The organism is Brachybacterium sp. AOP42-C2-15, from assembly GCF_052377065.1.
Taxonomy (GTDB): Bacteria; Actinomycetota; Actinomycetes; order Actinomycetales; family Dermabacteraceae; genus Brachybacterium.
Map to the genome: position 1 here is coordinate 1 of NZ_JBQSWK010000028.1, position 21,903 is coordinate 21,903.

At 71.0% G+C, this 21,903-nt stretch carries 19 protein-coding genes; 7 read left to right on the forward strand and 12 right to left on the reverse strand.

Translation table 11 applies throughout. From position 1 onward, the window contains the following. Positions 1–99 precede the first annotated feature (99 nt). From ACT3SQ_RS14150 to ACT3SQ_RS14165, 4 genes are all read right to left on the reverse strand, one after another. The gene (locus ACT3SQ_RS14150; protein ID WP_441443789.1) at positions 100–771 is read right to left on the reverse strand and encodes a hypothetical protein; all 672 of its coding nucleotides are present in this window, start codon (positions 769–771) and stop codon (positions 100–102) included. 195 nt (positions 772–966) lie between these two features. Beyond that, the gene (locus ACT3SQ_RS14155; protein ID WP_441443788.1) at positions 967–2,520 is read right to left on the reverse strand and encodes a DUF1990 domain-containing protein; all 1,554 of its coding nucleotides are present in this window, start codon (positions 2,518–2,520) and stop codon (positions 967–969) included. 119 nt (positions 2,521–2,639) lie between these two features. Beyond that, the gene (locus ACT3SQ_RS14160; protein WP_442332234.1) at positions 2,640–3,266 is read right to left on the reverse strand and encodes a DUF5701 family protein; all 627 of its coding nucleotides are present in this window, start codon (positions 3,264–3,266) and stop codon (positions 2,640–2,642) included. Between the two features lie 56 nt (positions 3,267–3,322). Further along, the gene (locus tag ACT3SQ_RS14165) at positions 3,323–4,432 is read right to left on the reverse strand and encodes a 3-deoxy-7-phosphoheptulonate synthase (RefSeq protein WP_442332235.1); all 1,110 of its coding nucleotides are present in this window, start codon (positions 4,430–4,432) and stop codon (positions 3,323–3,325) included. A 336-nt stretch (positions 4,433–4,768) separates the two neighbouring features. On the opposite strand from ACT3SQ_RS14165, the gene ACT3SQ_RS14170 reads away from it, so the two are divergent. From ACT3SQ_RS14170 to ACT3SQ_RS14190, 5 genes are all read left to right on the forward strand, one after another. Further along, a complete protein-coding gene (locus ACT3SQ_RS14170; RefSeq protein ID WP_441443785.1) occupies positions 4,769–6,715 on the forward strand; it encodes an aconitate hydratase in 1,947 nt (648 codons plus the stop codon). A gap of 175 nt (positions 6,716–6,890) precedes the next feature. Next, entirely contained in the window at positions 6,891–7,103 is a 213-nt protein-coding gene (locus ACT3SQ_RS14175) for a CsbD family protein (RefSeq protein WP_345081079.1), read from the forward strand. Between the two features lie 207 nt (positions 7,104–7,310). Further along, positions 7,311–7,964, forward strand: a complete 654-nt coding sequence (locus ACT3SQ_RS14180; protein WP_441443784.1) for a dihydrofolate reductase family protein — start codon at positions 7,311–7,313, stop codon at positions 7,962–7,964. Positions 7,965–8,287: 323 nt separating this feature from the next. Beyond that, positions 8,288–8,524 (forward strand): type II toxin-antitoxin system Phd/YefM family antitoxin, encoded by a 237-nt coding sequence (locus tag ACT3SQ_RS14185; RefSeq protein WP_441443783.1) that lies wholly within the window; start codon positions 8,288–8,290, stop codon positions 8,522–8,524. Further along, positions 8,521–8,940, forward strand: coding sequence for a type II toxin-antitoxin system VapC family toxin (locus tag ACT3SQ_RS14190; RefSeq protein WP_441443782.1), 420 nt, complete (start codon positions 8,521–8,523; stop codon positions 8,938–8,940). The genes ACT3SQ_RS14185 and ACT3SQ_RS14190 overlap by 4 nt, the downstream gene beginning before the upstream one ends. A gap of 82 nt (positions 8,941–9,022) precedes the next feature. On the opposite strand, the gene ACT3SQ_RS14195 is transcribed toward ACT3SQ_RS14190, so the two are convergent. Both ACT3SQ_RS14195 and ACT3SQ_RS14200 read right to left on the reverse strand, forming a co-directional pair. Continuing rightward, complete coding sequence (locus ACT3SQ_RS14195) at positions 9,023–10,546, reverse strand: hypothetical protein (protein WP_441443781.1); 1,524 nt, start codon at positions 10,544–10,546, stop codon at positions 9,023–9,025. A gap of 84 nt (positions 10,547–10,630) precedes the next feature. Next, complete coding sequence (locus ACT3SQ_RS14200) at positions 10,631–11,824, reverse strand: MalY/PatB family protein (RefSeq protein WP_441443780.1); 1,194 nt, start codon at positions 11,822–11,824, stop codon at positions 10,631–10,633. A gap of 217 nt (positions 11,825–12,041) precedes the next feature. Between ACT3SQ_RS14200 and ACT3SQ_RS14205 the strand changes: the two genes are divergently transcribed. Beyond that, positions 12,042–13,559, forward strand: coding sequence for an FAD-binding oxidoreductase (locus tag ACT3SQ_RS14205; RefSeq protein ID WP_441443779.1), 1,518 nt, complete (start codon positions 12,042–12,044; stop codon positions 13,557–13,559). Between the two features lie 9 nt (positions 13,560–13,568). Here ACT3SQ_RS14205 and ACT3SQ_RS14210 read toward each other — a convergent pair whose 3' ends face one another. From ACT3SQ_RS14210 to ACT3SQ_RS14235, 6 genes are all read right to left on the reverse strand, one after another. Continuing rightward, complete coding sequence (locus tag ACT3SQ_RS14210) at positions 13,569–14,099, reverse strand: Dps family protein (RefSeq protein ID WP_441443778.1); 531 nt, start codon at positions 14,097–14,099, stop codon at positions 13,569–13,571. A gap of 147 nt (positions 14,100–14,246) precedes the next feature. Next, on the reverse strand, positions 14,247–15,296 hold the full coding sequence (locus ACT3SQ_RS14215; RefSeq protein WP_441443777.1) for a putative FMN-dependent luciferase-like monooxygenase: 1,050 nt from the start codon (positions 15,294–15,296) through the stop codon (positions 14,247–14,249). Further along, complete coding sequence (locus tag ACT3SQ_RS14220; protein WP_441443776.1) at positions 15,293–17,008, reverse strand: dipeptide ABC transporter ATP-binding protein; 1,716 nt, start codon at positions 17,006–17,008, stop codon at positions 15,293–15,295. Before ACT3SQ_RS14220 ends, ACT3SQ_RS14215 begins: the two co-directional genes overlap by 4 nt. Then, a complete protein-coding gene (locus ACT3SQ_RS14225) occupies positions 17,005–17,985 on the reverse strand; it encodes an ABC transporter permease (protein ID WP_441443775.1) in 981 nt (326 codons plus the stop codon). The genes ACT3SQ_RS14220 and ACT3SQ_RS14225 overlap by 4 nt, the downstream gene beginning before the upstream one ends. Continuing rightward, entirely contained in the window at positions 17,985–18,980 is a 996-nt protein-coding gene (locus ACT3SQ_RS14230) for an ABC transporter permease (protein ID WP_441443774.1), read from the reverse strand. The genes ACT3SQ_RS14225 and ACT3SQ_RS14230 overlap by 1 nt, the downstream gene beginning before the upstream one ends. An 8-nt stretch (positions 18,981–18,988) precedes the next feature. Then, positions 18,989–20,638 (reverse strand): TIGR04028 family ABC transporter substrate-binding protein, encoded by a 1,650-nt coding sequence (locus tag ACT3SQ_RS14235; RefSeq protein WP_441443773.1) that lies wholly within the window; start codon positions 20,636–20,638, stop codon positions 18,989–18,991. Positions 20,639–20,850: 212 nt separating this feature from the next. On the opposite strand from ACT3SQ_RS14235, the gene add reads away from it, so the two are divergent. Then, positions 20,851–21,858 (forward strand): adenosine deaminase, encoded by a 1,008-nt coding sequence (add, locus tag ACT3SQ_RS14240; protein ID WP_441443772.1) that lies wholly within the window; start codon positions 20,851–20,853, stop codon positions 21,856–21,858. Positions 21,859–21,903: the final 45 nt, after the last annotated feature.

Genomic DNA, 21,903 nt, shown 5'->3' on the forward strand with positions numbered 1-21,903 from the left:
CGCGAGATCGCCGAGCGCTACTACGACCACTTCCAGCCACCGACGGACGACGAAGGCTCGATCACCGTGGTGCACACGGACTGACTCGCGAGACCGGTCTCAGGTGGACGGTGACGTCTGCGCACCGAGGGAGTCGCCGGAAGCCCGATCGATGACGTCGCTGACCCGATAGTCGTCCACGAGCACCGCGAACCCCTCGGGGAGCTGGAAGCCGTTGGCAACGCCGGGGTTGATGCGCAGCGCCTCCCACGCAGGATGCACGGTCAGTGCATCGTCAGCCCATTCGGGGCCGCTCGTGAGCTGGATGAACCAGCCGGAATCGATCCCGTCATCCCGGATCGAAAGGTCGGAGAGATCCCGGGTCATCTGCACGCCGGACGCCCTCTGCCAGCCCTCCTGGCCGAAGACGAGGTCGAGATAGTGCACCGGTGGTCCCTGCTGACGACCGGCAATCGCGACGATCTCCGCCTGTCGGCGCTCGATGCGCCACAGGTCGGAGAGATCCTCGGTGCGGTCATGCTCGGGGTTCTGCCAGAAGTCAGGGACCTCGATGACGAAGCCATCGCCCTCATCCCGGAGGAAGAACGATGAGAAGCCGTCCCGGATCTCGTAGCCGTCATGCCACTGGGAGATGTCCTCCTGCTCCACGAACCTCTTCAGTCGCGACTCGACCTCGAGGACGAAAGTCGGCACGCAGCTCGCGCCGAGGAATTTGCTGCCGGCCTTGACTCCGAAGCTCCAGAGTCCTGTCTGCGGATCTTCATAGTGCATGCCCACAGTGAAGCAGAATCGGGGCGGAGAAACCGGGCTTTGTCCGCGCTGGTGGTGGGCGGCTGGCTCGGGCCCCTCAGAGCAGCGCTGCGAAGCCGCGGGCCGTGGGCCACAGCGACGACTTCCGCCTGCCGCGCGAGATCGCGGAGCGCTACTACGACCACTTCCAGCCGCCGACGGACGACGAGGGCCCCGTCACCGTGGTCCGCACCGACTAACGCCGTGGGCGGGCAGTAGCTGTGGACCGACTGAAGTAGTAGGACTGCAGATGCGGTGGACCGGTAGCCTCGCGGCAGAGCTCCTCGCAGGTGGGGCGGACAGGGCGCGGAGGTAGCGGCGGGTGATGTGCTCCTGGACGAGCCGGGAGACGGGGGCGCCAAGCCGGGCGTACCAGGCGGCGGGCCGGGAGACGACGTCGAGGTGGAAGCGCACGAGGCCCGTCGCGGTGCGGGTCACGGTGAACTGCTCGATCCCGGATTCGGGATGCCCGGGCAGCGTGCCGTAGGCGAAGCCGGCACGGTCCGGCTCATCGATCACCCACAGCACGCGGCAGGGCGCGGTGAGCCGGAACGGCGGGCGACCGAGCAGCAGGTGGATCTCCGTGCCCTCCAGCAGCGGGGTCTCAGTGGTGCTGATCTGCAGTCCGGCACGCCGATGCACCTCCCCGCTGCGCAGCGCTGAGGCGGCGCGCTCGAAGTCCATGCCGGTGACCACGGTGCTGCGGTGGTCTCTGCGGTATCCGGCGGGCGGGTGCTCAAGAGCGTCCAGTGGTGCGGTGAGGAGCGGCTGCTCGGTCAGCGGCAGGTAGACGTAGGAGGAGACGGTGCCCGAGCGTCCGGGCCGGAGGCGGTGGAGCCGGGCGGCGAATACCGGTGGGAAGGCGTCGATGAGCGCATTGAGCAGGAGTGTGCGTCGGCCCTCGCGCATCATTTCGTCGGCCCACGCGGAGTCATCCCGATCGATCGCCGGACTCAGCGGGCGAGGCGTCCAGCTCTCGGCCCAGGGCAGCGCGGTGAGGGTCAGGGTGACGGCCGGGTCGCCGACCCCGCTGCCGCTCTCCGCACCGAAGGAGGTGCGCATGCTGTGACCCTGCGTGGTGTGGGCCACCTCGAAGGAGCCGTCCACGATCGACAGCAGCGTGCGGTCGAGGTTCTCGAGCAGGTCGCGGGAGCCGGAGTCGCAGGCATCGCAGCCGCAGTCCGGCGTGGTGCTCACGGGCACCGCCGGATCACCGATCCCGATCACCAGGCCGAGGATCTCTGAGTCGCTGCTCTCGAGGTCGGTGCTGCCGGCTGCCTCCTCGGCTGCGGTGCGGACGAGGACCAGAGGCAGGGCGCCCTGCCGACGGGGCCGCAGCACGGTGGCGCGGTGACGGTCGGCGTGCGGCAGGACCGCCCAGTCGACCTGCCCGCTGTCGTCCACCTCCGCCGCGTCGGCCCAGCCGCGGGCGGTGAGCACCCGTGTCCATGCCTCTGCCCGAGCCCAGAGGATCCGGAACTTGTGGGGGTCCAGGCAGCGGCTGTACTCCTCGTCGAGGCTGTCGCGCCACTCCCCGTCGGCGGTCAGATGCGGATCCTCCCAGCCGGGGGTGTCCGCGCCGGTCTCCGCGAAGGCTGTTTCGACCTCGTCGAGCAGTGCGAGGAGTTCGGGCGAGAGGAGCTGCTCGGAGACGCTCGGATCGTCCTCGTCAGCGGCGCGCAGCGCGTCGTTCTCGGCGTGCCACCAGGTCGGGGCGGAGGAAGCGGTCATGACGGGGAACGTACATCGTGCGGGCGCTGTCGCTCCAGCGCATTCCGCGGTCCTCGTCCGATCCCAGCACGACCACATCCCGCGGTGCCTCCGTCCAGGACGGCACGACCACCGAGCGATCAGGCGGCGCGCCCCGCGGCGGAGGCGATGCCGAGCCAGGTGTGGCGGTTGTTCCACCAGCACCAGCCGAGCTTCGGGGCGTCCTTCCGCTCCCTGCCGTCGCGACCGGTGCCGTTGCTGATCCACAGCGCCGGGGTGCGGGAGTCGAAGGTGCCGCTGGGCTTCTTCAGGCGCGAGCCGATGGTCATGAAGCAGTGGTTGCGCTCGAGCACCTCGGGGCGCTGGAGCACCCAGTGGATGCCCTCGGTGAGCAGCAGCGGAGTGCGGCTGCGGGCGGTGAGCTCGGTGAGTGCCTCCGCCGGGGAGGCGTTCTCGAACTCGTCCCCGCGGTCCGGGCCCTCGACCAGATAGAGCGCCTCGCCGCTCAGCTCGATCCCGGTCGGGGCGAACTGGTCCGCATCGGTCATGTCCTCGACCACGAAGCCCGGCTTGTCACCGCGGCGCAGCAGCGGGGTCAGGGCCGACGGCGGCGCGAGCGCCGGGTCGATTGCGAGCAGGGCGTCGGAGCGGTCGCTCCCCCACTGCACCGCGGCGTCGCGCAGGGACTGCTCGGTGAGCCCGGCGAGGGTGTGGACCTCGAGCTCGATCAGGCGTTCGGCCTGGGCTGCAAGGGCGGGCAGAGGCATATTCCTGGCGGGCACCGGGGCCGGCGGCCGCGACGCCCGAGGCAGTCCTCTCACGCTCACTGCTCCCCTGCCATGCGGCGACGATGCGCCCCAGCGGCGAGGTCGCGGAGCACCTGCTCGGTGGTCCCCCAGTCCATGCACTTGTCGGTCACGGACTGGCCGCGCACCAGGCCGGCGGGGCCGGCATCCACGTCGAGCTTCTGCGCACCGGCGACGAGGTTGCTCTCGAGCATCACACCCGCCACGGCCGCTCCGTCCACCGCGATCTGGGGGGCGAGCATCCTCGCCACCTCGGCCTGGCGCACGTGGTCCTTGTCGCTGTTGCCATGACTGGCATCGATGACCAGGCGCTGCGGCAGAGCACCGCCGGCCAGGCGCTCGGTGGCCTCCCGCACCGGGCCGGGACCCCAGTTCGGCCCGTCGGCCCCGCCGCGCAGGATCAGGTGGGCGTCCGGGTTGCCGGTGGTGGCGACGAGGCTCGCCCGCCCGTCGGCCCCGATGCCGAGGAAGGACTGCGGGGCGGAGGCCGCGGCGATCGCATCGAGCGCCACCTGGATCCCGCCGTCGGTGCCGTTCTTGAAGCCGATCGGCATGGACAGGCCCGAGGCGAGCTGGCGGTGGATCTGGGACTCGGTGGTGCGGGCGCCGATCGCGCCCCAGCTGATGAGGTCCGCGATGTACTGGGGGCTGATCGGTTCGAGGAACTCGGTCGCAGTCGGGAGGCCGAGCGCGGTCACCTCACGCAGGAAGGTCCGCGCGCGGCGCAGACCGGTGGCGATGTCGTGGGAGCCGTTCAGGTGCGGGTCGTTGATCAGGCCCTTCCAGCCCACGGTGGTCCGCGGCTTCTCGAAGTAGGTGCGCATCACCAGCAGCAGCTCCTCCCCCACCTCCGCCTGCATCGCGGCGAGGCGGCGGGCGTAGTCGAGCCCGGCCTCCGGGTCGTGGATCGAGCACGGGCCGACGACGACCAGCAGCCGATCATCAGTGCCCGCCAGCACGGCGCGCACCTGGTCACGGTGAGCCGCGACCTGGGCGGCGTGGTGGGGCTGGAGCGGGAGCTCAGCGAGGAGCTCAGCGGGGGTGGGCAGCGGCGTGTAGCTCGCGATGTGGCGCTCGGGAGCGGCAGGGGCTGCGGGGACAGCGGGGGCTGTGGCGAGAAGAGTCATGGGTCCTGTCCTTCATAGGGGCGGACCCGATGCTCAGAGCCCGCCGGGGAATGGCGAAGGCAGAGCATGTGCTCTGCCCTTGTCGGCTCTGGAGAGGTTGGGGACGCTACACGGCCGCCGGCCCCTCCAGGGCCGACTTCGCATAGGTAAACCAACGGTTCTGCATGCGGGAGAGAGTACACGGATCCCTGCGGGGAGCAAGGCCGAGTCCGCTGCGTGGGCTGGAAGCAGGGGAGGGAGCGCGGGCCATAGCTTTCGCGGGTGGGTGGGCCTACGGTGAAGGCAGGTCCGCCGACGGGCCTCGACGGCGTTCCGCTCTCCGAGGAGGACAGTGCCATGCCCCGCAACGTCGCGCAGAAGCTCATCGCCGCTCACCTGGTGGAGGGGTCGCTGGAGCTCGGAGCCGAGATCGGCCTGCGGGTCGACCAGACCCTCACCCAGGACGCCACCGGCACCATGGTCATGCTCGAGCTGGAGGCGATGGGCCTGGACCGGGTCCGCACCGAGCTGTCGGTGCAGTACGTGGACCACAACCTGCTGCAGACCGATGAGAAGAACCCCGACGACCACCTGTTCCTGCAGTCCGCCGCCCAGCGCTTCGGGCTGTGGTTCTCCAAGGCCGGCAACGGCGTCTCCCATCCCGTCCACCAGGCACACTTCGGTCGTCCGGGCGCGCTGCTGATCGGTTCGGACTCCCACACCTGCGCGGCCGGGGCACTGGGGATGCTGGCGATCGGCGTGGGCGGGCTCGAGGTCGCGATGGCGATGGCGGGCCAGCCGCTGTACGTCACCCTGCCGGAGATCTGGGGCGTCGAGCTGACCGGGAACCTGCCGGACTGGGTCAGCGCGAAGGACGTGGTGCTGGAGATGCTGCGCCGTCACGGGGTCAGCGGCGGCGTGGGCCGCATCATCGAATACCACGGCTCGGGGCTCGCCCAGCTCGATGCGATGGACCGGCACGTCATCGCCAACATGGGCGCCGAGCTCGGGGCGACCGCGACAGTCTTCCCGGCCGACGACGCCGCCCGCGACTACCTGGAGGCCGTCGGCCGCGCCGAGCAGTTCGAGCCCTGGGAGGCCGACGAGGGCGCGACCTACGACCTGACCGAGCGCATCGACCTCGCTGCGCTCGAGCCGCTGATCGCCCGCCCCTCCTCCCCCGGCAACGTGGTGCCGGTGGCGGAGGTGGCCGGAGAGCCGGTGAATCAGGTGGTCGTCGGCTCCTCGGCGAATCCGGGGCTGCGGGACTTCGCCGTGGTGGCTGAGATCCTCGACGGCAGGCAGGCCGACCCGCGGGTGTCGGTGGACATCAACCCCACCTCGCGGGAGGTGCTGGCGGACCTCATCACCGGCGGCTGGCTGGGGTCGCTGGTCGCCTCCGGCGCCCGGATCCACCAGTCCGGCTGCATGGGCTGCATCGGAATGGGCCAGGCCCCCGCCAGCGGCCGCAACTCCCTGCGCACCATGCCCCGCAACTTCCCGGGCCGCTCCGGCACCGAGGAGGATGCGGTGTGGCTGTGCTCCCCGGAGACCGCAGCCGCCTCGGCGCTGACCGGGACGATCACCGATCCACGCACCCTCGAGGCCAGCCACGACCTCCCGTATCCGCGACCCACGCTGCCCGGGCAGTACGCGCAGATGAGCGACATGCTGATCCCACCGCTGCCCGAGCAGGAGGCGCTGTCCGTCGAACTGGTCAAGGGACCCAACATCTCCTCGCTGCCGGACTTCGCGCCGGTCGCGGACCGCCTCGCGGTGCCCACGCTGCTGGTGATGGGCGATGACGTCTCCACCGACGAGATCCTCCCGGCCGGATCCCAGGTGCTGCCCTTCCGCTCCAACATCCCGCGCATCGCCGACTTCGCCTTCACCCGGATCGACAAGGACTACCCGCGCCGGGCCCGGGAGACCGACGGCGGACACGTGGTGGTGGCCGGGAAGAACTACGGACAGGGCTCCTCGCGCGAGCACGCGGTGATCGCCCCGCGCTACCTGGGGCTGCAGGCCGTGATCGCGGTGAGCTTCGCCCGGATCCACTGGCAGAACCTCGCGAACTTCGGGATCGTGCCGCTCGAGTTCGAGGACCCTGCGGATCTGGAGTCGATCGCGGTCGGCGATGAGGTGATCCTCGAGGGCGTACACGCGGCGCTGCACGAGGGTCGAAGCCTGAGCGCGACGATCGGCGGGCGCGAGGTGCGCCTGGCGCACCGGCTCTCGGAGCGCCAGGTGGGCATGGTCCTGGCCGGGGGTCGGATCCCGCTGACGGCGCAGCAGGTGAGATGAGTGTGTGCCAGGCGTGACGTCGACTGGTTCCGGGACGCGGTCACCGGGGCGTCGAAGGGCTGACGCGCAGGCGCATCGGCTCCGACCGGAAGGTCGGACCCGACCGGCGCTGTCGTTCTACACTCGCCATCACCGCGCATTATCGGCGCGGACCCTCGACATCAGGAGGTACGCGATGAGCACCGACGAGAAGTTCGAGAACGCGAAGGACAAGCTGGGCGGCCAGGCCAAGGAAGGTTTCGGCAAGGCCACCGGCGACAAGCAGACCGAGACCGAGGGTCAGGCCCAGCAGGGCAAGGCCGAGGCGAAGGACAAGCTCCAGGACGCCCGCGATTCCGTGAAGGGTGCCGCTGAGGGGATGTTCGGCGACAAGGACAAGCGGGACTGATCCGGCCCGGGCGAGAGCCCGGTCTGCGCGCAGTTCTCGGTGGCGGCTCCACGTGGTGGGGCCGCCACGGTCATGCCTGAGGGTCGGGCGTGCCGCCCTTCAGTGCCAAGAGTGGGGTTGACGGGTTCGGGCGTGAGCACCAGGCGTGACAGCCACGCCCGCGAGGAGCAGGATGGGCGGCCCGGACCCCTCCGAGAGGACCCACCCATGTCGCAGCGCCTGCGCGTCCAGAACTTCACTGTCTCCCGCGACGGTATCGCCGCCGGCGAGGACCAGACGCTCGAGCAGCCCTTCGGCCACGACGTGAATCCGATGGAGCTGATGAGCTGGGCTGCGGGCACCGCGAGCTGGCCCAACCGCACGGACGCCGGCGGCAGCCGAGGCTTCGAGGACCGCCTGACCCGCGACTTCACCCACGGCATCGGCGCCGAAATCATGGGCCGTCACAAGTTCGGCCCCAAGTCCGGCCCCTGGCCCGACGAGACATGGGAGGGCTGGTGGGGTGAGGAACCACCGTTCCACACCCCTGTCTTCGTGCTCACGAGCCACCCGCGCCCGCCGCTGGTCAAGGGCGAGACAACCTTCCACTTCCTCGACGCCACCCCGGCTGAGGCACTTGAACAGGCGAGAAAGGCAGCGAATGGGCTCGATGTGCGGCTCGGTGGGGGTGTCACCACCCTGCGCGCCTTCCTCGACGCAGACCTGGTCGACGAGCTGCACGTGGCGATCGCGCCGATCGCGCTGGGGACGGGCCTGAAGCTCTGGGATCGGCCGGAGGATCTCGAGGACCGCTTCCACCTGGAGAAGATCACTGCTGACAGCGGTGTGACGCACTGCTTCCTCTGGCGGCGTTCCGCCTGATCTCGCCACCGGTCTCGCCACCGGATTTCTGTCGCTCGTGAGGTCTTGAACGCTCCACAGCCGTTCACAGCTCACAGGAGACAGAGTTCTGGTGGCATCGCCGAGACCTTCGACCGCGGCGAGCCGTGGACGGTGCAGCGCTCGGTCGATCAGGGCGAGCCGGAGGAGACCGCCGTGAGCGTCGCAGTGTTCGCCGGGCGGTGAGCTGAGAGCCGCGAGCTGAGCAGCCAATGCTGCCCACCACGCCGCCTGCACGCCGAATCGGGGGCTGACCGCAGAACCTGCGCCATGGGCTTCGGTATCACCGGTGATACACTCCCTTCATGAACGGAGTGACGGTCAGAGACCTACGGAATCGCAGCGCCGAAGTGCTTCGTCGGGTTGAGCACGGGGAGACGCTCACCGTGACGCGGGACGGCGAGCCCGTCGCCGCCGTCGGCCCCCTTCCTCGACGGGCACTCTCCGTCGAGACGCTGATCGCCCATCGGCGTTCACTGCCTGCGATCGATGCAGCGGAGCTGCAGGCCGAGATCGACGAGCTGATCGATCCAGCGTTGTGACGCACCCGGACAGCCATGGAGTGCTGGACACCTCGGCATTGATCGATCTTGCCTCGCTGGACCCGTCATCCCTGCCCTCGAGGCCTAGCATCACTGCGATCACCCTCGCCGAACTCTCGGTCGGCCCTCACGCGGCCCGGTCAGCCTCCGTGCGGGCGGCGCGGCAGGCACATCTGCAGCAGGCGGAAGCAGATTTCGAGCCGATCCCCTTCGACAGCTCTGCGGCACGCGCCTTCGGGCTGGTCGCCGCGGCGCTGCGCGCCTCAGGCCGCAAGCCTGCCGCCCGCGCCTACGACGCACTGATCGCCGCCGTCGCGATGTCCCGGGAACTGCCGGTCTACACGGCGAACCCGAAGGACTTCGAGGGGATCGACGGACTCACGGTGCATGAGGTGCGGCGCTCGGACGACGCGTGACCGCGCCGTACAGATCCACGGCGAGAGGATCGACGCCGGGACGGCGAACGTCATGTGGTCCGCGACGTCCGCATCGCCGTGTTCACCCCAGACCCTCATACTCCTCCTGCATCTCCAGTGCGCCGAAGGCCTCGACGATCACCTCGACGGTGCCGTGGAATCGGAGGTCGTTCCCGTCCGGGGAGGCCTCGCGCACCAGCAGTCCGTAGGTCGCGAGCGCTGCCAGGTCCCGTCCCGTCTGCCAGTACCGCTGGATCTCGTCCATGTCGGGGTCACCGCCGAGGTCCGCCGGGACCAGGTCACGGTCGAGCGCGACGCGGATCGTGGCCGGGAGTGCGAGTCCGCCGGGCGCGATGGTGTGCATCAGAGCCGCGAAGGTGTCGGGGCCGCCGAACAGGCCACCCCCCTCGGGCCCCTGCTGCAGGGTGTCGAGGATCAGCAGCATGAGCAGCGCCCGGGAGAAGCGGACGAAGGCCGCAGGGTCCTCCGTCTGCGGGACCGCGGGCGTCAGCCCCTGCCCCGGCGTGACCCGGGTGCTGCTCAGCTCCAGCCAGCCGCCGCTGACCAGGGCGTTCCAGGGGCCGACGATCGGGCCGACCTGCCACATCGTGGTGAGCTTCTGCTCGCCGAGGTCGAGCTGCCATGCCTCGACCAGGGCGCGGACGTCGGCCATGCGCAGCGCGCCGGTGGAGGTGATCCGGCGGCCCTCGCCCACGTGCTCGAGCAGGCGCACGGCGCCGCGCACCAGAGGGATCTCGGCGTAGACGGCCGCCGCTCCGACCGGGTCCTCGTCGACGTCGACGGAGCTCTCCAGGGCGCTGCGCGACAGCCCGTCCTGCGGGAGGAACCAGGGCCAGCCGAGCGCCTCCGCACCGGCGGAGGCCGCAGGGTCCGTGCTGACAGGTTCCGGTGCCGGGGCATGGGAGAAGAAGGCGGAGCCGCTGCCGGCTCCGAGCGCTGGGCTGCGAGCACCGGGGATGTAGGGACGGGAGGGGTTCCGCAGCTGCCCTGTGTCGCTGAGCTCATGGCGTTCTACCACGGTGAGCTCTGTGTTGTACCAGGTCATGAAGTCTTCCAGGGTCTCGGCGTCGTCGAGCTCGACGCCGAGGGTCTGGGCGTAGGTGAGGATGTTCCCGGAGAAGGTACGACGGGAGGGGTCGTCGGCCGCTTCGAGCGTCGTGAACTCCAGCTCCGCCAGGAGCTCCTGGGCGTCATCGGCCGTGAGCCCGTCGGGGTGTCGGCGGCCGGACTCCTGCAGGAAGCCGAGGAACTGCCCGAGCGCCGGGCCCTGCGCCATCACCATCTCCCGCGGCTGGACCACCTTCCGGGGCGCCACCTCGGTGAGCAGCACCTCGATGAGCTCCCCGGTCCAGTAGGTGGGGTCAGGGCTCTCCAGCTGCTCCGCCTTCAGTCGCAGCAGCTGCTCGACATGGGATGCCTCCGAGTCCGCCGTCGCCACGGAGACAGCGTCCCGGCGCGACAGCACGAACTGTGCGAGTAGCGCCTCGACATCCCGCTCCCAGCGGCGGGTACCGGTGCTGTGCCGGTCAGGGCCGGGACCTGTCTGTTCGCGGTGGTCGCGTCGTGTTCTGCGCTTCTTCGGCATGTCTCCCATGATGACGGCTGAAGGGATGCCGCGCGACATCCAGCTCACGACGCGCTCTCTCCGACGGCGCACTCCGTGCACGAATCAACTGACGACGAACCCGTCGCCGCTCTTCACGGGCTCCAGCACCCGGGCGAGGCGGGTGACCGCCTCGATGAGCAGCGGCTGCGGCATCGCGTAGATCAGCCGCACATGTCCGGCTCCGACGGCGCCGCAATCGGTGCCGTCGGTGCATTCGACGCGGGCGGTCTCGAGCAGGTGGTCGTGCAGGGAGCCGGTGATGCCGTAAGCGCGCAGGTCGAGCCAGGCGACATAGGTGCCCTCCATCGCGGTCAGCTGGGCCCTCGGCAGCAGGGTGCGGACCAGCTCGGTGAGGGTGTCGCGGTTGCGGCGCAGGTAGGTGACGACGTCCTCCAGCCACTCCCCTGCCTCGGTGTAGGCGGCCGAGGTGGCGGCGAGGCCCAGGTTCGCGGCGCCGTGGCGGGCGAAGTGGCCGACGGTCGCGAAATGGTCGCGGTCGGCGTCGTTGCTGGTGATCAGCTGTGCGCACTTCAGCCCGGGCAGGTTGAACGCCTTGGATGCCGAGATGGCGGTGATCGTGTGGCCTGCTGCGGTATCGCTGAGCGAGGCGTACGGAAGGTGCTGGCCCTCGAGCACCAGCGGCATCCAGATCTCGTCGGAGAACACGCGCCCGCCCTTGCGATCCACCAGGTCGATGAGCGGGTCCATCTCCTCGCCGGTGAAGACCCTGCCGGTGGGATTGTGGGGGTTGCACAGCACCAGCAGCTCACCGCCGGCGTCGAATGCGGCTTCGAGCGCGGCGAGGTCGTAGCGGTAGCAGCCGGAGTCGTCGCGGAGCATCTCGACCTCGATGACCTCACGCCCCATCAGCGGCGGCACCTCGAGGAACGGCATATAGGACGGGGTGGGCACGATGATCTTCGAGTCCGGGCGCAGGAAGTTCCCGATCACGGCCTGGAAGATCGAGATGACGTCCGGCATCTCGTGAATGTGCGCGGGATCCACGACCCAGCCGGTCTGCCGAGCGAGGAATCCGGCGGTGGCCTGCGGCAGCTCGGCGGCGAGCCGGGCGGGGAGGTAGCCGAACGCGCCCCGCTCCACCTCGGCGTACAGGCGCTCGGTGACCGCCGCGGGGACCCCGAAGTCCATCTCGGCGACGAACGCACCGATCACGTCCCCACCACGGGCCCAGCGAGTCGCGCCGGCGGCGATGAGGTCGTCCTGGGTGATGGCGTCGAGCTGCACGATGCTGGGCACGGATCCTCCTTCGATGCAGCGCGCGTGGGGGCGGCGCTGCGAGTACTGCTGAGCCTATCCAGCAGGCGTCAGGCGAGGGACAAGGAGCATCCGGCGATCGGTGGCCGCGTCCTGGGCCTGCCCGCCCGACCTGCCGGGCGGTTGGGCCATTGCTCCCCCGTACCCGCAGGGGTACCGTCGAGAGCAGGATTCACGCAGACCATGGCAGGTGCCGCACATGGTTCCGGTCCGGCTGATCGGATACGAGGACGAGGACGTCCGCGGTTCACCCGCCCAGATCGTGGGCGAGGCTCGCCCACCGGTGCAGGGAGCTCTGGCAGCGATGACGATCAACGGATACCCGGTTCCCGAGGCGAGGCCGGCGCTGCTGCGGCTGCGCGACCGCATCGACGGCACCTTCCTCGAACCGGGCGATGAGGGCTATGACGAGGCCCGCGCGGTGTGGAACGGGATGATCGACCGGTATCCGCTGGCGATCGTGCGCGTCGCTTCCGCGGCCGAGGTCATCCCCGTGCTGGAGACCGCCCGGGAGACCGGGCTGCCGCTCGCGGTGCGCGGCGGCGGGCACAGCATCGCGGGCCTCGGCACCATCGACGACGGGATCGTGCTGGACCTCAGCGGCCTGCGGGAGGTGACCGTGGATCCGGAGAGCCGCCTGGTGACGGCCGGGCCCGGCGCTCTCGCGGCCGACGTCGACGCCGCGACCTCCCCTCACCGCCTGGCCGTACCGCTGGGGACGGTGTCCACGCCCGGGATCGCCGGGATGACGCTCGGCGGCGGCGTGGGCTGGCTGGTGCGACGGGCAGGACTGGCGCTGGACCGGCTGGTGCGCGCCGAGGTGATCACCGCCGCCGGCACGCACCTGACCGCGAGCACGAGCGAGAACCCCGATCTGTTCTGGGGCCTGCGCGGCGGCGGCGGCAACTTCGGGGTGGTCACCTCCTTCACCTACCGTGCGGTGTCGCTGCCGGAGACGGTGCTCGGCGCGACCCTGTTCTACCAGCCCGCCCGCTGGCGCCGCGCACTCGCGGCCTTCGAGCGCTGGAGCCGCGACCTGCCCGATACGCTCACCACGATCCTCACGGTGATGGTCATGCCCGAGAACCTCGGGATGGGCGATGAGGCATGGCTGATCATCCGCTGCGCGTACGTGGGAGATGACGTGAGGGCGGGGAACCTGCTGCTGGACCGCCTGCGCCGGGCCGCTCCGCCGGATGACCAGACCTCGGGCCCGATCTCCTGGCCGCAGTGGCAGAGCGCCATGGACGAGCTGTTCCCGGACGGTGCCCGCGGGTTCTGGCGCAACGCGGCCTTCTCCCGGATGGACGAGGACGCGCTGGATGCGCTCACCGCGATCGCCTCGGCGATCCCCGGCAGGGGCACCGCCGTGGACATCCACCACCTCGGCGGAGCCTTCGCCCGCGTGCCCGAGGAGTCCACCGCCTTCCCCAATCGCAGCTCCCGCTTCTGGATGGCCATCTACGGGTTCTGGCAGGACGCGGAGGAGGATGCTCGCCTCACCGCCTTCGCCGAGCAGGCCCACGCGGTGATGGACCAGCTCAGCGAGCAGGGTGAGTACGTGAACTTCCGGGCCCGCGAGTTCGCCCATCCCCTGAACGACTACTCCCGTCGCATCTACGGCGAGGAGACCTATCGCCGGCTGCAGCGGGTCAAGCAGCGCTACGACCCCGGGAACCTGTTCCGCATCAATTACAACGTGGCGCCGGAGGGGTAGGGCGCGGCCTCAGCTCGTCTTCGGGGTGCGGGTCTCCGCGCTGAGGAACCAGGCCTGCTGCTCGAGCTGCTCGAGGATGCCGTGCAGGATGTCCGCCGAGGTGGGGTCGGCCTCGTCGACCTCGTCGTGGACGTCGCGCATGGTGCCGACCACACTCTCGATCGCTGTGACCATCAGGTCGATCGCATCGTGGGTGAGCACCTCGCCCTGGGGGAACTCGGGCAGGGAGGTCTGCTCGGGGACCACGGCCGGCCGGCCGTCGGGCGTGGCATGGAGGGCACGCATGCGCTCGGCGACCTGGTCGCCGCTGGCGCGGGCGATGTCGACGATCTCGTCGAGGTTCAGGTGCAGGTCCCGGAAGTTCGGGCCCACGATGTTCCAGTGGGCCTGCTTGCCCACCAGCTGCAGTGCGGTGAGGTCCACGAGCACGGCCTGGAGGTTCTTGGCGAGCGCGGCGGGAGCGAGGAAGCCGCTCTCAGCGTTCTCCTTCTTCGTACGCTTCGCGCCGGCGGGGGTGGGGACCTTGACGGTGTCGTTCATGGGAGCTCCTCCTGGTCGATCATGTCGATGAACTGCTCGGACTGCTCTCCACGCTATTCAGTGCGGGAGAGGGCGGCAACTCTCCGGGCCGAACGGTAGAACCGGGGCGGTAACGGGCGGGGCCCCGCACCCGGCCCGGCCCGGCGCTCAGGCGACGGGCACCCGATGCGCCTCGCGGAGCTCCCGCGCGGCAGCCGGACCGGTCGCGAAGCCGAGCTGCGGGGCGACCTCGGTGGCCAGCAGCTCGAGGCTGCGCAGGGTCAGCTCGTGCCCGGCGTCGATCGAGTGGACCTGGAAGGATACGTCGGTCACCTCGCGCAGCGAGGCGTCGGCCGCAAGCGACGCGGTGACCTCCTCGGCGGTGCCGACGTGGGTGTCGGTCACGGCGATCAGCTCCGTGAGGCTCGCCCCGGAGGCGTCGAAGCCGGGCTGGGTCGCGGCGAGCTTCCGCAGCCCGGGCTCGGCGAGCTGCAGGGCGCGGGCACGCTGCGCAGGGTCGACCACCAGTGCGGTGCGGGAGGCGAGGATCCGCGGCGCAGCACCGTCGGGCAGCGCGCTGCGATAGGCCTCGATGATCGGCAGCTGCAGGGCGTGCAGCGGCAGGTCGTGCTTCCCGTCGGGGCGCGGCTGGGTGCGCGAGAGCAACAGCCCGTCCCCCGCCTGCCCGGCGCGGCGGCCGCCGTCGGCGGAGAACGTCGCCTGCCAGATCCGCTCGTCGAGGTCGCCGGCGGGCGGGTAGATCTGCGAGTCCGTACCGCGGATCCCGCGCCCGGCGAGCGTGTTCCGCAGCACCTCGAGGTGCTCGGCGTACAGCTCCCGGCGCGCGGCGGGGTCGCGGCCGAAGGCCGGGAAGGAGCTGGGGGTGCCGCCGGCGGCGATGCCCAGCTGCACCCGGCGGCCTGAGAGGGCGTCGAGCACGGCGGCGTCCTCCGCGGCGCGCAGCGGGTCATCGATCGGCAGGGTGAGCACGGCGGTGCCGAGCGCGATGTCGGTGGTGTGCTGCGCCGCGGCGGCGAGCAGCACGAAGGGTGAGGGCAGCCCGCCCTCGTGCTCGCCGAAGTGGTGCTGGGCCACCCAGGCGGAGGCGAAGCCGAGCTGATCGGCATGGCGGATCTGTTCGAGGGCGAAGCGGTAGCGATCGGCAGCGGGGGCGTTCTCGAGCAGGCGGGTGAACAGGCCCAATCGGGGTCCGGTCATGGGGCGGAAACCTCTTCGGGGAGAGAGCTGCGGGCGGGTGCAGTGGCGGGTGCGGAGCTGGAGGCGGATGAAGGGCCGGGTGCCGCCGCGGGACGGCCCGCGCCGGGGATCGCGGCGAGCAGCGCCCGGGTGTACTCGTGCTGGGGGTTCTCCAGAACCCGGCCCACGGGGCCCGCCTCGACCTGCTGGCCGCGGCGCAGCACCGAGACGGTGTCCGCGACCTGGCGCACCACGGCGAGGTCGTGCGAGATCAGCAGGTAGGTGAGGCCGAGCTCCTCCTGCAGGCGGGCCAGCAGGCGCAGGATCTGCGCCTGCACGGTGACGTCCAGAGCGGAGACCGCCTCGTCGAGCACCACCAGCTCGGGCTGCAGGATCAGGGCACGCGCGATCGCGACCCGTTGGCGCTGCCCGCCGGAGAGCTCGCGCGGCCGACGGTCGGCGACCTCCGGCGGCAGGGAGACCAGCTCGAGGTGGTGCAGGGCGGCGGTGCGGCGCTCGGCCCGGGTGCCGCGGCGGGTGTTGCGCAGCGGCTCCTCGAGGATCGCGGCGATGGACTGCCTCGGGTCCAGGGAGCCGAAGGGGTTCTGGTGGACCAGCTGCACGGTGGCGCGGAACTCCCGCAGCGCCCTGCCTTTCCCGATCGCGGTCACCTCGGTGCCGGCCACCTCGATGCTGCCCGCGGTGGGACGGCGGAAGCCGGCGATCGCCCGCCCGGTGGTGGTCTTGCCGGAGCCGGACTCCCCCACCAGGGCGTGGGTGGTGCCGGGGGCGATGTCGAAGGAGATCCCGTCGACCGCGACGAACGGCTCCCCGCCGGGGCGGGTGAACTCCTGGCGCAGCTCCCGCACCCGCACCAGCGGGGTGGTCCCGGGGTCGGGTCGGTGAGGGCTGCGCTCGACGACCTGCCGCAGGGAGGGGGCGTCGGCCAGCAGGGTGCGGGTGTACGCGGCCGACGGGGCGGCGAGCACCTCCGCGGAGCGGCCGGACTCCTCGATGCGGCCGCTGCGCATCACCACCAGCTCATCGGCGCGGTCAGCGGCGACGGCGAGGTCGTGCGTGATCAGCAGGACTCCCGCGCCGGTCGCCTCGCGCAGCTCGTCGATCAGATCCAGCACCGTGGCCTGGACGGTGACATCCAGCGCGCTGGTGGGTTCGTCGGCGATCAGCAGATCCGGGTCCAGGGCGAGGGCGGCAGCGATCAGCACCCGCTGGCGCATCCCGCCGGAGAGCTCGTGGGGGTACTGGCGGGCGCGGGTCTCGGGGTCGTCCAGGCCCACCCGCTCCAGCAGCTCGTGCACGCGGACGGTGATCTGGTCGCGGTCGCGCCAGCCGTGGATCCGCAACGGCTCGGCGACGCTCGCGCCGATGGTGCGCACGGGGTCCAGCGAGCTGGTGGGGTCCTGCGGGATCAGGCCGATGCGGGTGCCGCGCAGCTCGCGCCAGGCATGCTCGGGCAGGCCCACCAGCTGCTCGCGCGCGCCGTGCTGGCCGCCGAGCGTGATCGATCCGCCGATGACCTGGCCGTTACCGGGCAGCAGCCCGATCGCGGCGTGGGCGGCGGAGGACTTGCCGGACCCGGATTCGCCGACCAGCGCGGTGACCTGGCCGCGGGCGACGGACAGGTCGATCCCTCGCACCGCGTCGACGGCGCCGCGGCGGCTGCGGTAGCTGATGGACAGGTCGGTGATCTCGAGCAGGGGCGGGTTGCTCATGACTGCTCCCCCTGTCCCAGGGCTGCGCTGAGGCGGTTGGTGGACAGGACCACGGCGGCCACGGCCAGGCCGGGCAGGAGGGTCAACCACCAGGCGGTGGCGACGTAGTCGCGGCCCTCGGCGATCAGCAGCCCCCATTCGGGGGTGGGCGGCGGGGCACCGTAGCCGAGGAATCCGAGGGTGGAGATCTGCAGGATCGCGGAGCCCAGCTGCAGCGCGGCGAGCGCCAGGACGGGGGCTGCGGAGTTGGGCAGGATGTGGCGCCAGAGGATGGCGGGCAGGGTGCCGCCGGAGCCGTAGGCGGCTTCGACGTACTCGCTGCGCCGCACCTCGAGCACCCGGGAGCGGGAGAGCCGGGCGAAGGTCGCGATGGAGGTGATCCCCACGGCGATCGCGGCGTTCGTGGTGCCGAAGCCGAGCAGGATCACCACCGACAGCGACAGCAGCAGGCCCGGGATGGCCAGCAGCACGTCGACCAGGCGCATCAGCGCCTCCTCGACGAGTCCGCCGACGGTCCCGGCGAGCACCCCGATCGTGGTGCCGGCGACGAGTCCCACGGCGACCGCGATCAGCGCGGCGGTGATCGAGTGGGAGGCGCCGTGGACCACGCGGGAGTAGAGGTCCCGTCCGGTGGAGTCGGTGCCGAACCAGTGTGCGGCGCTCGGGGCCTGGAGCGCCTCGGTGGTCGAGGCGGTGGGGCTGAAGCCGGTGAACAGGCCCGGGGCCAGGGCCCAGGCGAGCGCGAGCAGCAGCACCAGCGCGGAGAGCGCCACGGTGGGGCGCAGGCTGGTGAGGCGCCGGGCGAGGCGCCGGGCAGTCAGTCGCTGGGTGCCATTTCGCTGCAGCGGTGAACGGTCGCCCCCGACGGCCCCCGGGGCGGCCCCGGGGGAGGCCCCGGTGTCGGCCCCGGGGGCGGGCTCGTCGGCCCCGAGGGGGGTGCGGGGGCGCGGGGCGGTGGTGCGGGTCAGGATGCTCATCAGGCCGGCACCATCGCTCTCTTGGCGGGAACAGGAGCAGCAGGCGCGGAGGCGGAGCTGCGCAGTCGGGCATCGAGCACCGGGTAGAGCAGGTCCACCACCAGGTTGATCAGCACGAACACCACCGCGGAGAGCACCACCACCGCCATCAGCACGGGGGTGTCGCGGGCGGCGACCGCCTGCGCGGTCAGCTGCCCCACCCCCATCCGGCCGAACACGGTCTCGGTGACCACCGCACCGCCCACCAGCTCTCCGAACAGCAGTCCGGCCATGGTCAGGCTGGGCAGCAGGGCGTTGCGGGCGATGCTGCGGGTGAGCACCCACCAAGTGGAGGCGCCGCGGGCGCGGGTGACGGCGACGAAGGGCTGGGAGGAGACCTCGTCGATCGAGCGGATCAGCACCTGGGCCAGCGGCGCCGCGATCGGGATCGCGAGGGTGATCACCGGCAGGATCAGCGCCTGGAGCGGACTCGCGCTGAGCACCGGGACCAGTCCCAGCTGGAAGGAGAACACCTGCAGCAGCATGATCCCGATCCAGAACACCGGCAGCGAGACCATCAGCGGGGGCAGGCCCCGCAGAGCGCCGCGCAGGGCCCGGGTGGCGCCGAGGTGGCGGAGGCTCCCGTGGGTGGCGATGAAGGCGATGACCACGGCGAGGGTCACCGCGACGACCAGGCCCAGCGCCGCGAGGGTCAGCGTGGCAGGCAGCGCCTCGGTGAGCAGAGCGGAGACGGAGGCACCGGTCTGCACGGAGTAGCCCAGGTCGCCGCGCAGGAACGAGGTGACCGAGTCGAAGTACTGCACCAGGGCAGGCTGGTCGGCCCCGTAGGCGGCACGGATCTCGGCGAGCTCTGCGGCGGAGAGCCCCAGGTCAGGGCTGCCGTAGCGGGCCATCACCGCATCCCCGGGCAGGGCGGTGAGCATCACGTAGGCGGCGGTGAACGCGAGGACCAGGACCAGCACGGCGCCGCCCGTGCGGCGCAGGACGTAGTGCACCGGGGCCCTCAGCCGGCGAGCCAGGTGCCGAGGAAGCTCGGCCGGCCCACGGACTCGGTGGCGAAGCCCTGCACGGCGTCGGCGAGGCCGAAGACCTGCGGCTCCTCGAACAGCGGCAGGATATAGGCCTGCTCGGCCAGGTGCGTCTGGGCGGCGGCCGACGCCTCGGTGCGACCCTCCGCGCCCGGGGTGGAGGCGACCGCGGCCAGCAGCTCGTCCAGCTCCGGGTCGCCGATGCTGCCGTCGGGCTCGAGGTTCAGCAGGACGTTGCGGTTGTCGGAGGCGTACTGGGACTTCAGCACATCGAAGTCCGCGCGGCCCACCATCGAGTGGTACACCTGCACGGTGCCGGGCTCGGCGCGGGCGGCGTCCTGCGCGGCCTGGTCCCCGGACAGCAGGGTCACGGTGATCCCGAACTCGGCCAGCTGCTCCTGGATCAGGGTGATCACCTCGCGCGAGCGCGGCTGCGGGAGGGCCTCGTTGGCGGTGAGGGTGAGCGGGACGCCGTCCTTGGCCCGGGTGCCGTCGGGCCCGGCGACCCAGCCGGCCTCCTCGAGCAGCGAGATCGCGATCTCGGGGTCGTGGGCGTAGTGCTCGGAGGTGTCGAGGTGGCCCAGAGCCGTGGTGGCCAGCGCCCCGGTGGCCAGCGGATAGTTCGCGGTGAACAGGGTGTCCACGATCGCCTGCCGGTCGATCGCGGCGATCAGTGCCTGCCGGGTGCGGATGTCCTCGAAGAGCGGGTCGCGGAAGCGGAAGTTCAGGCCGTTGTTCACGCCGTTGGTCGCCGCGGCGTGCAGGGACAGCCCTTCGGCGGCGAACTGGGGCTCGTCCGGTGCTTCGATCTGACGGGCGAGATGGGCCTGGCCGGAGGTCACGGTGCCCACGCGCACGCTGTCCTCGGCGGCGACGATGATGTCGATCCCGTCCAGGCGCGCGCGGCCGGTGTGCTGCAGGGAGGCGGGCGCCCAGTCGTAGTCCTCACGGACGGCGAGGTTGACCTGGGTGCCGAGCTTCTCCTCGGCGATCACGAAGGGTCCCGAGCCGATGATCTCCGTCGCGTTGCCGGGGCCGAACTGCTGCCCGTCACGGTCCAGCGTGGCCGAGGAGAGCAGGCCGGAGTTGATGGTCGAGACGGCCTGGGCGAAGCCCGGCGCCGGGGCGGTGAAGTGGAAGCGCACGGTGACGGGGTCGATGACCTCGCCGCGGTCGTAGTTGTTGATCGCCTCGGAGACGGTCAGGGCGCGGGCGGCGTCACCGAGGCCGAAGAGGTCGAGGTTCTTCACCACGTTCTCGGCATCCAGCGGGCTGCCGTCGGAGTAGGTGACGCCCTCACGCAGGGTGAAGGTGTACTCGGTGGCGTCCTCGTTGACCTCGGGCAGGGCGGTGGCGATCCACGGCTCCAGCTCGAGGGTCTCCGGGTTCTGGTGCAGCAGGCGGTCGGTGACGTTGTTGACTATCCCACCGTTGGGATAGAAGCCGGCCGACGGCGGGTACAGCGTGGTCCAGGTCTGCGGCTCGAGGTAGACGAGTGTGCCGCCGCTGGCCGGTTCCCCGCCGGCCGCCGCCCCACCGCTGCTCGCACCGCACGCCGCGAGGGTGGCCAGAGCGGGCACCGAGATGCTGAGCGCGAGTACGGACCGACGGGTGAAGGACGCCATGGAGGGTCTCCTGAGGAGTGGAGCGAACACGGGGCGCGGCGGGCTGCCGCTGCCGCCAGTAGACCACGAGTCCCTAAGTTGCACTATGGGACGTTCATAGCGTGACATATGGATTACGGTCACCATCGCTCGCCCGCCGACCGAACTCGCAGGTCCCTGCGCGTACCCTGCCAGTGATCAGCACCCACCCCACCGAGGAGATCTCACCCCCCATGACCAGCATCGATCGCGCGTTCATCGATTCCCTGCCGAAGGCCGAGCTGCACCTGCACATCGAGGGGACGCTCGAGCCGGAGCTGAAGCTCGAGCTGGCTCAGCGCAACGGCGTGGATATCGGTCAGAGCACGGTCGAGCAGGTGCGGGACACCTACTCCTTCACCGATCTCACGAGCTTCCTGGCCGTCTACTATCCGGCGATGGAGGTGCTGGTCACCGAGCAGGACTTCCGCGACCTGGCCCTCGCCTACCTGCGCCGCGCGGCGGCCGACGGGGTGGTGCGTGCGGAGATCTTCTTCGATCCCCAGGCGCACACCAGCCGCGGCATCTCCTTCGCGACCGTGATCGACGGGCTGTGGTCCGCGGTGCAGGAGGCTCCGTCGCTCGGCATCGATGCCGCGCTGATCATGTGCTTCCTGCGGGATCACAGCGCCGACTCCGCCGAGGAGACCCTCGCCGCGTCGCTCCCCTACCGCGACCGGATCGTGGGCGTGGGCCTGGACTCCGATGAGCGCGGCAACCCGCCGGAGAAGTTCGCGGCGGTGTTCGCCGCCGCGAAGGACGCCGGCTACCGGCTGACGATGCACTGCGACATCGACCAGGAGCAGTCGATCCAGAACATCGCGACCGTGCTGCACACGATCGGGGTGGAGCGCATCGACCATGGCACCAACATCCTCGAGGACCCGGCGCTGGTCGCCGAGGCGAAGCAGCGCGGCATCGGTTTCACCTGCTGCCCCGTCTCGAACTCCTTCGTGACCGACCAGATGAAGGGTGCGGAGATCGCGGCCCTGCTGCGTGAGGGGCTGAAGGTCTCGATCGCTTCCGACGATCCCGCGTACTTCGGTGGCTACGTGAGCGAGAACATCGCGGTGCTCGCCGAGGCGCAGCAGCTCACCCGCGCCGAGGTGGTGCTGCTGGCACGCAACTCGCTCGAGATCAGCTGGGCGAGCGCCGAGAAGAAGGCGCAGTGGCTGCGCCAGCTCGAGGAGATCGCCGGCTGAGGACGCGCTGGGCTGAGCGGGGATGCTCTACCCCGTGGAAAGACG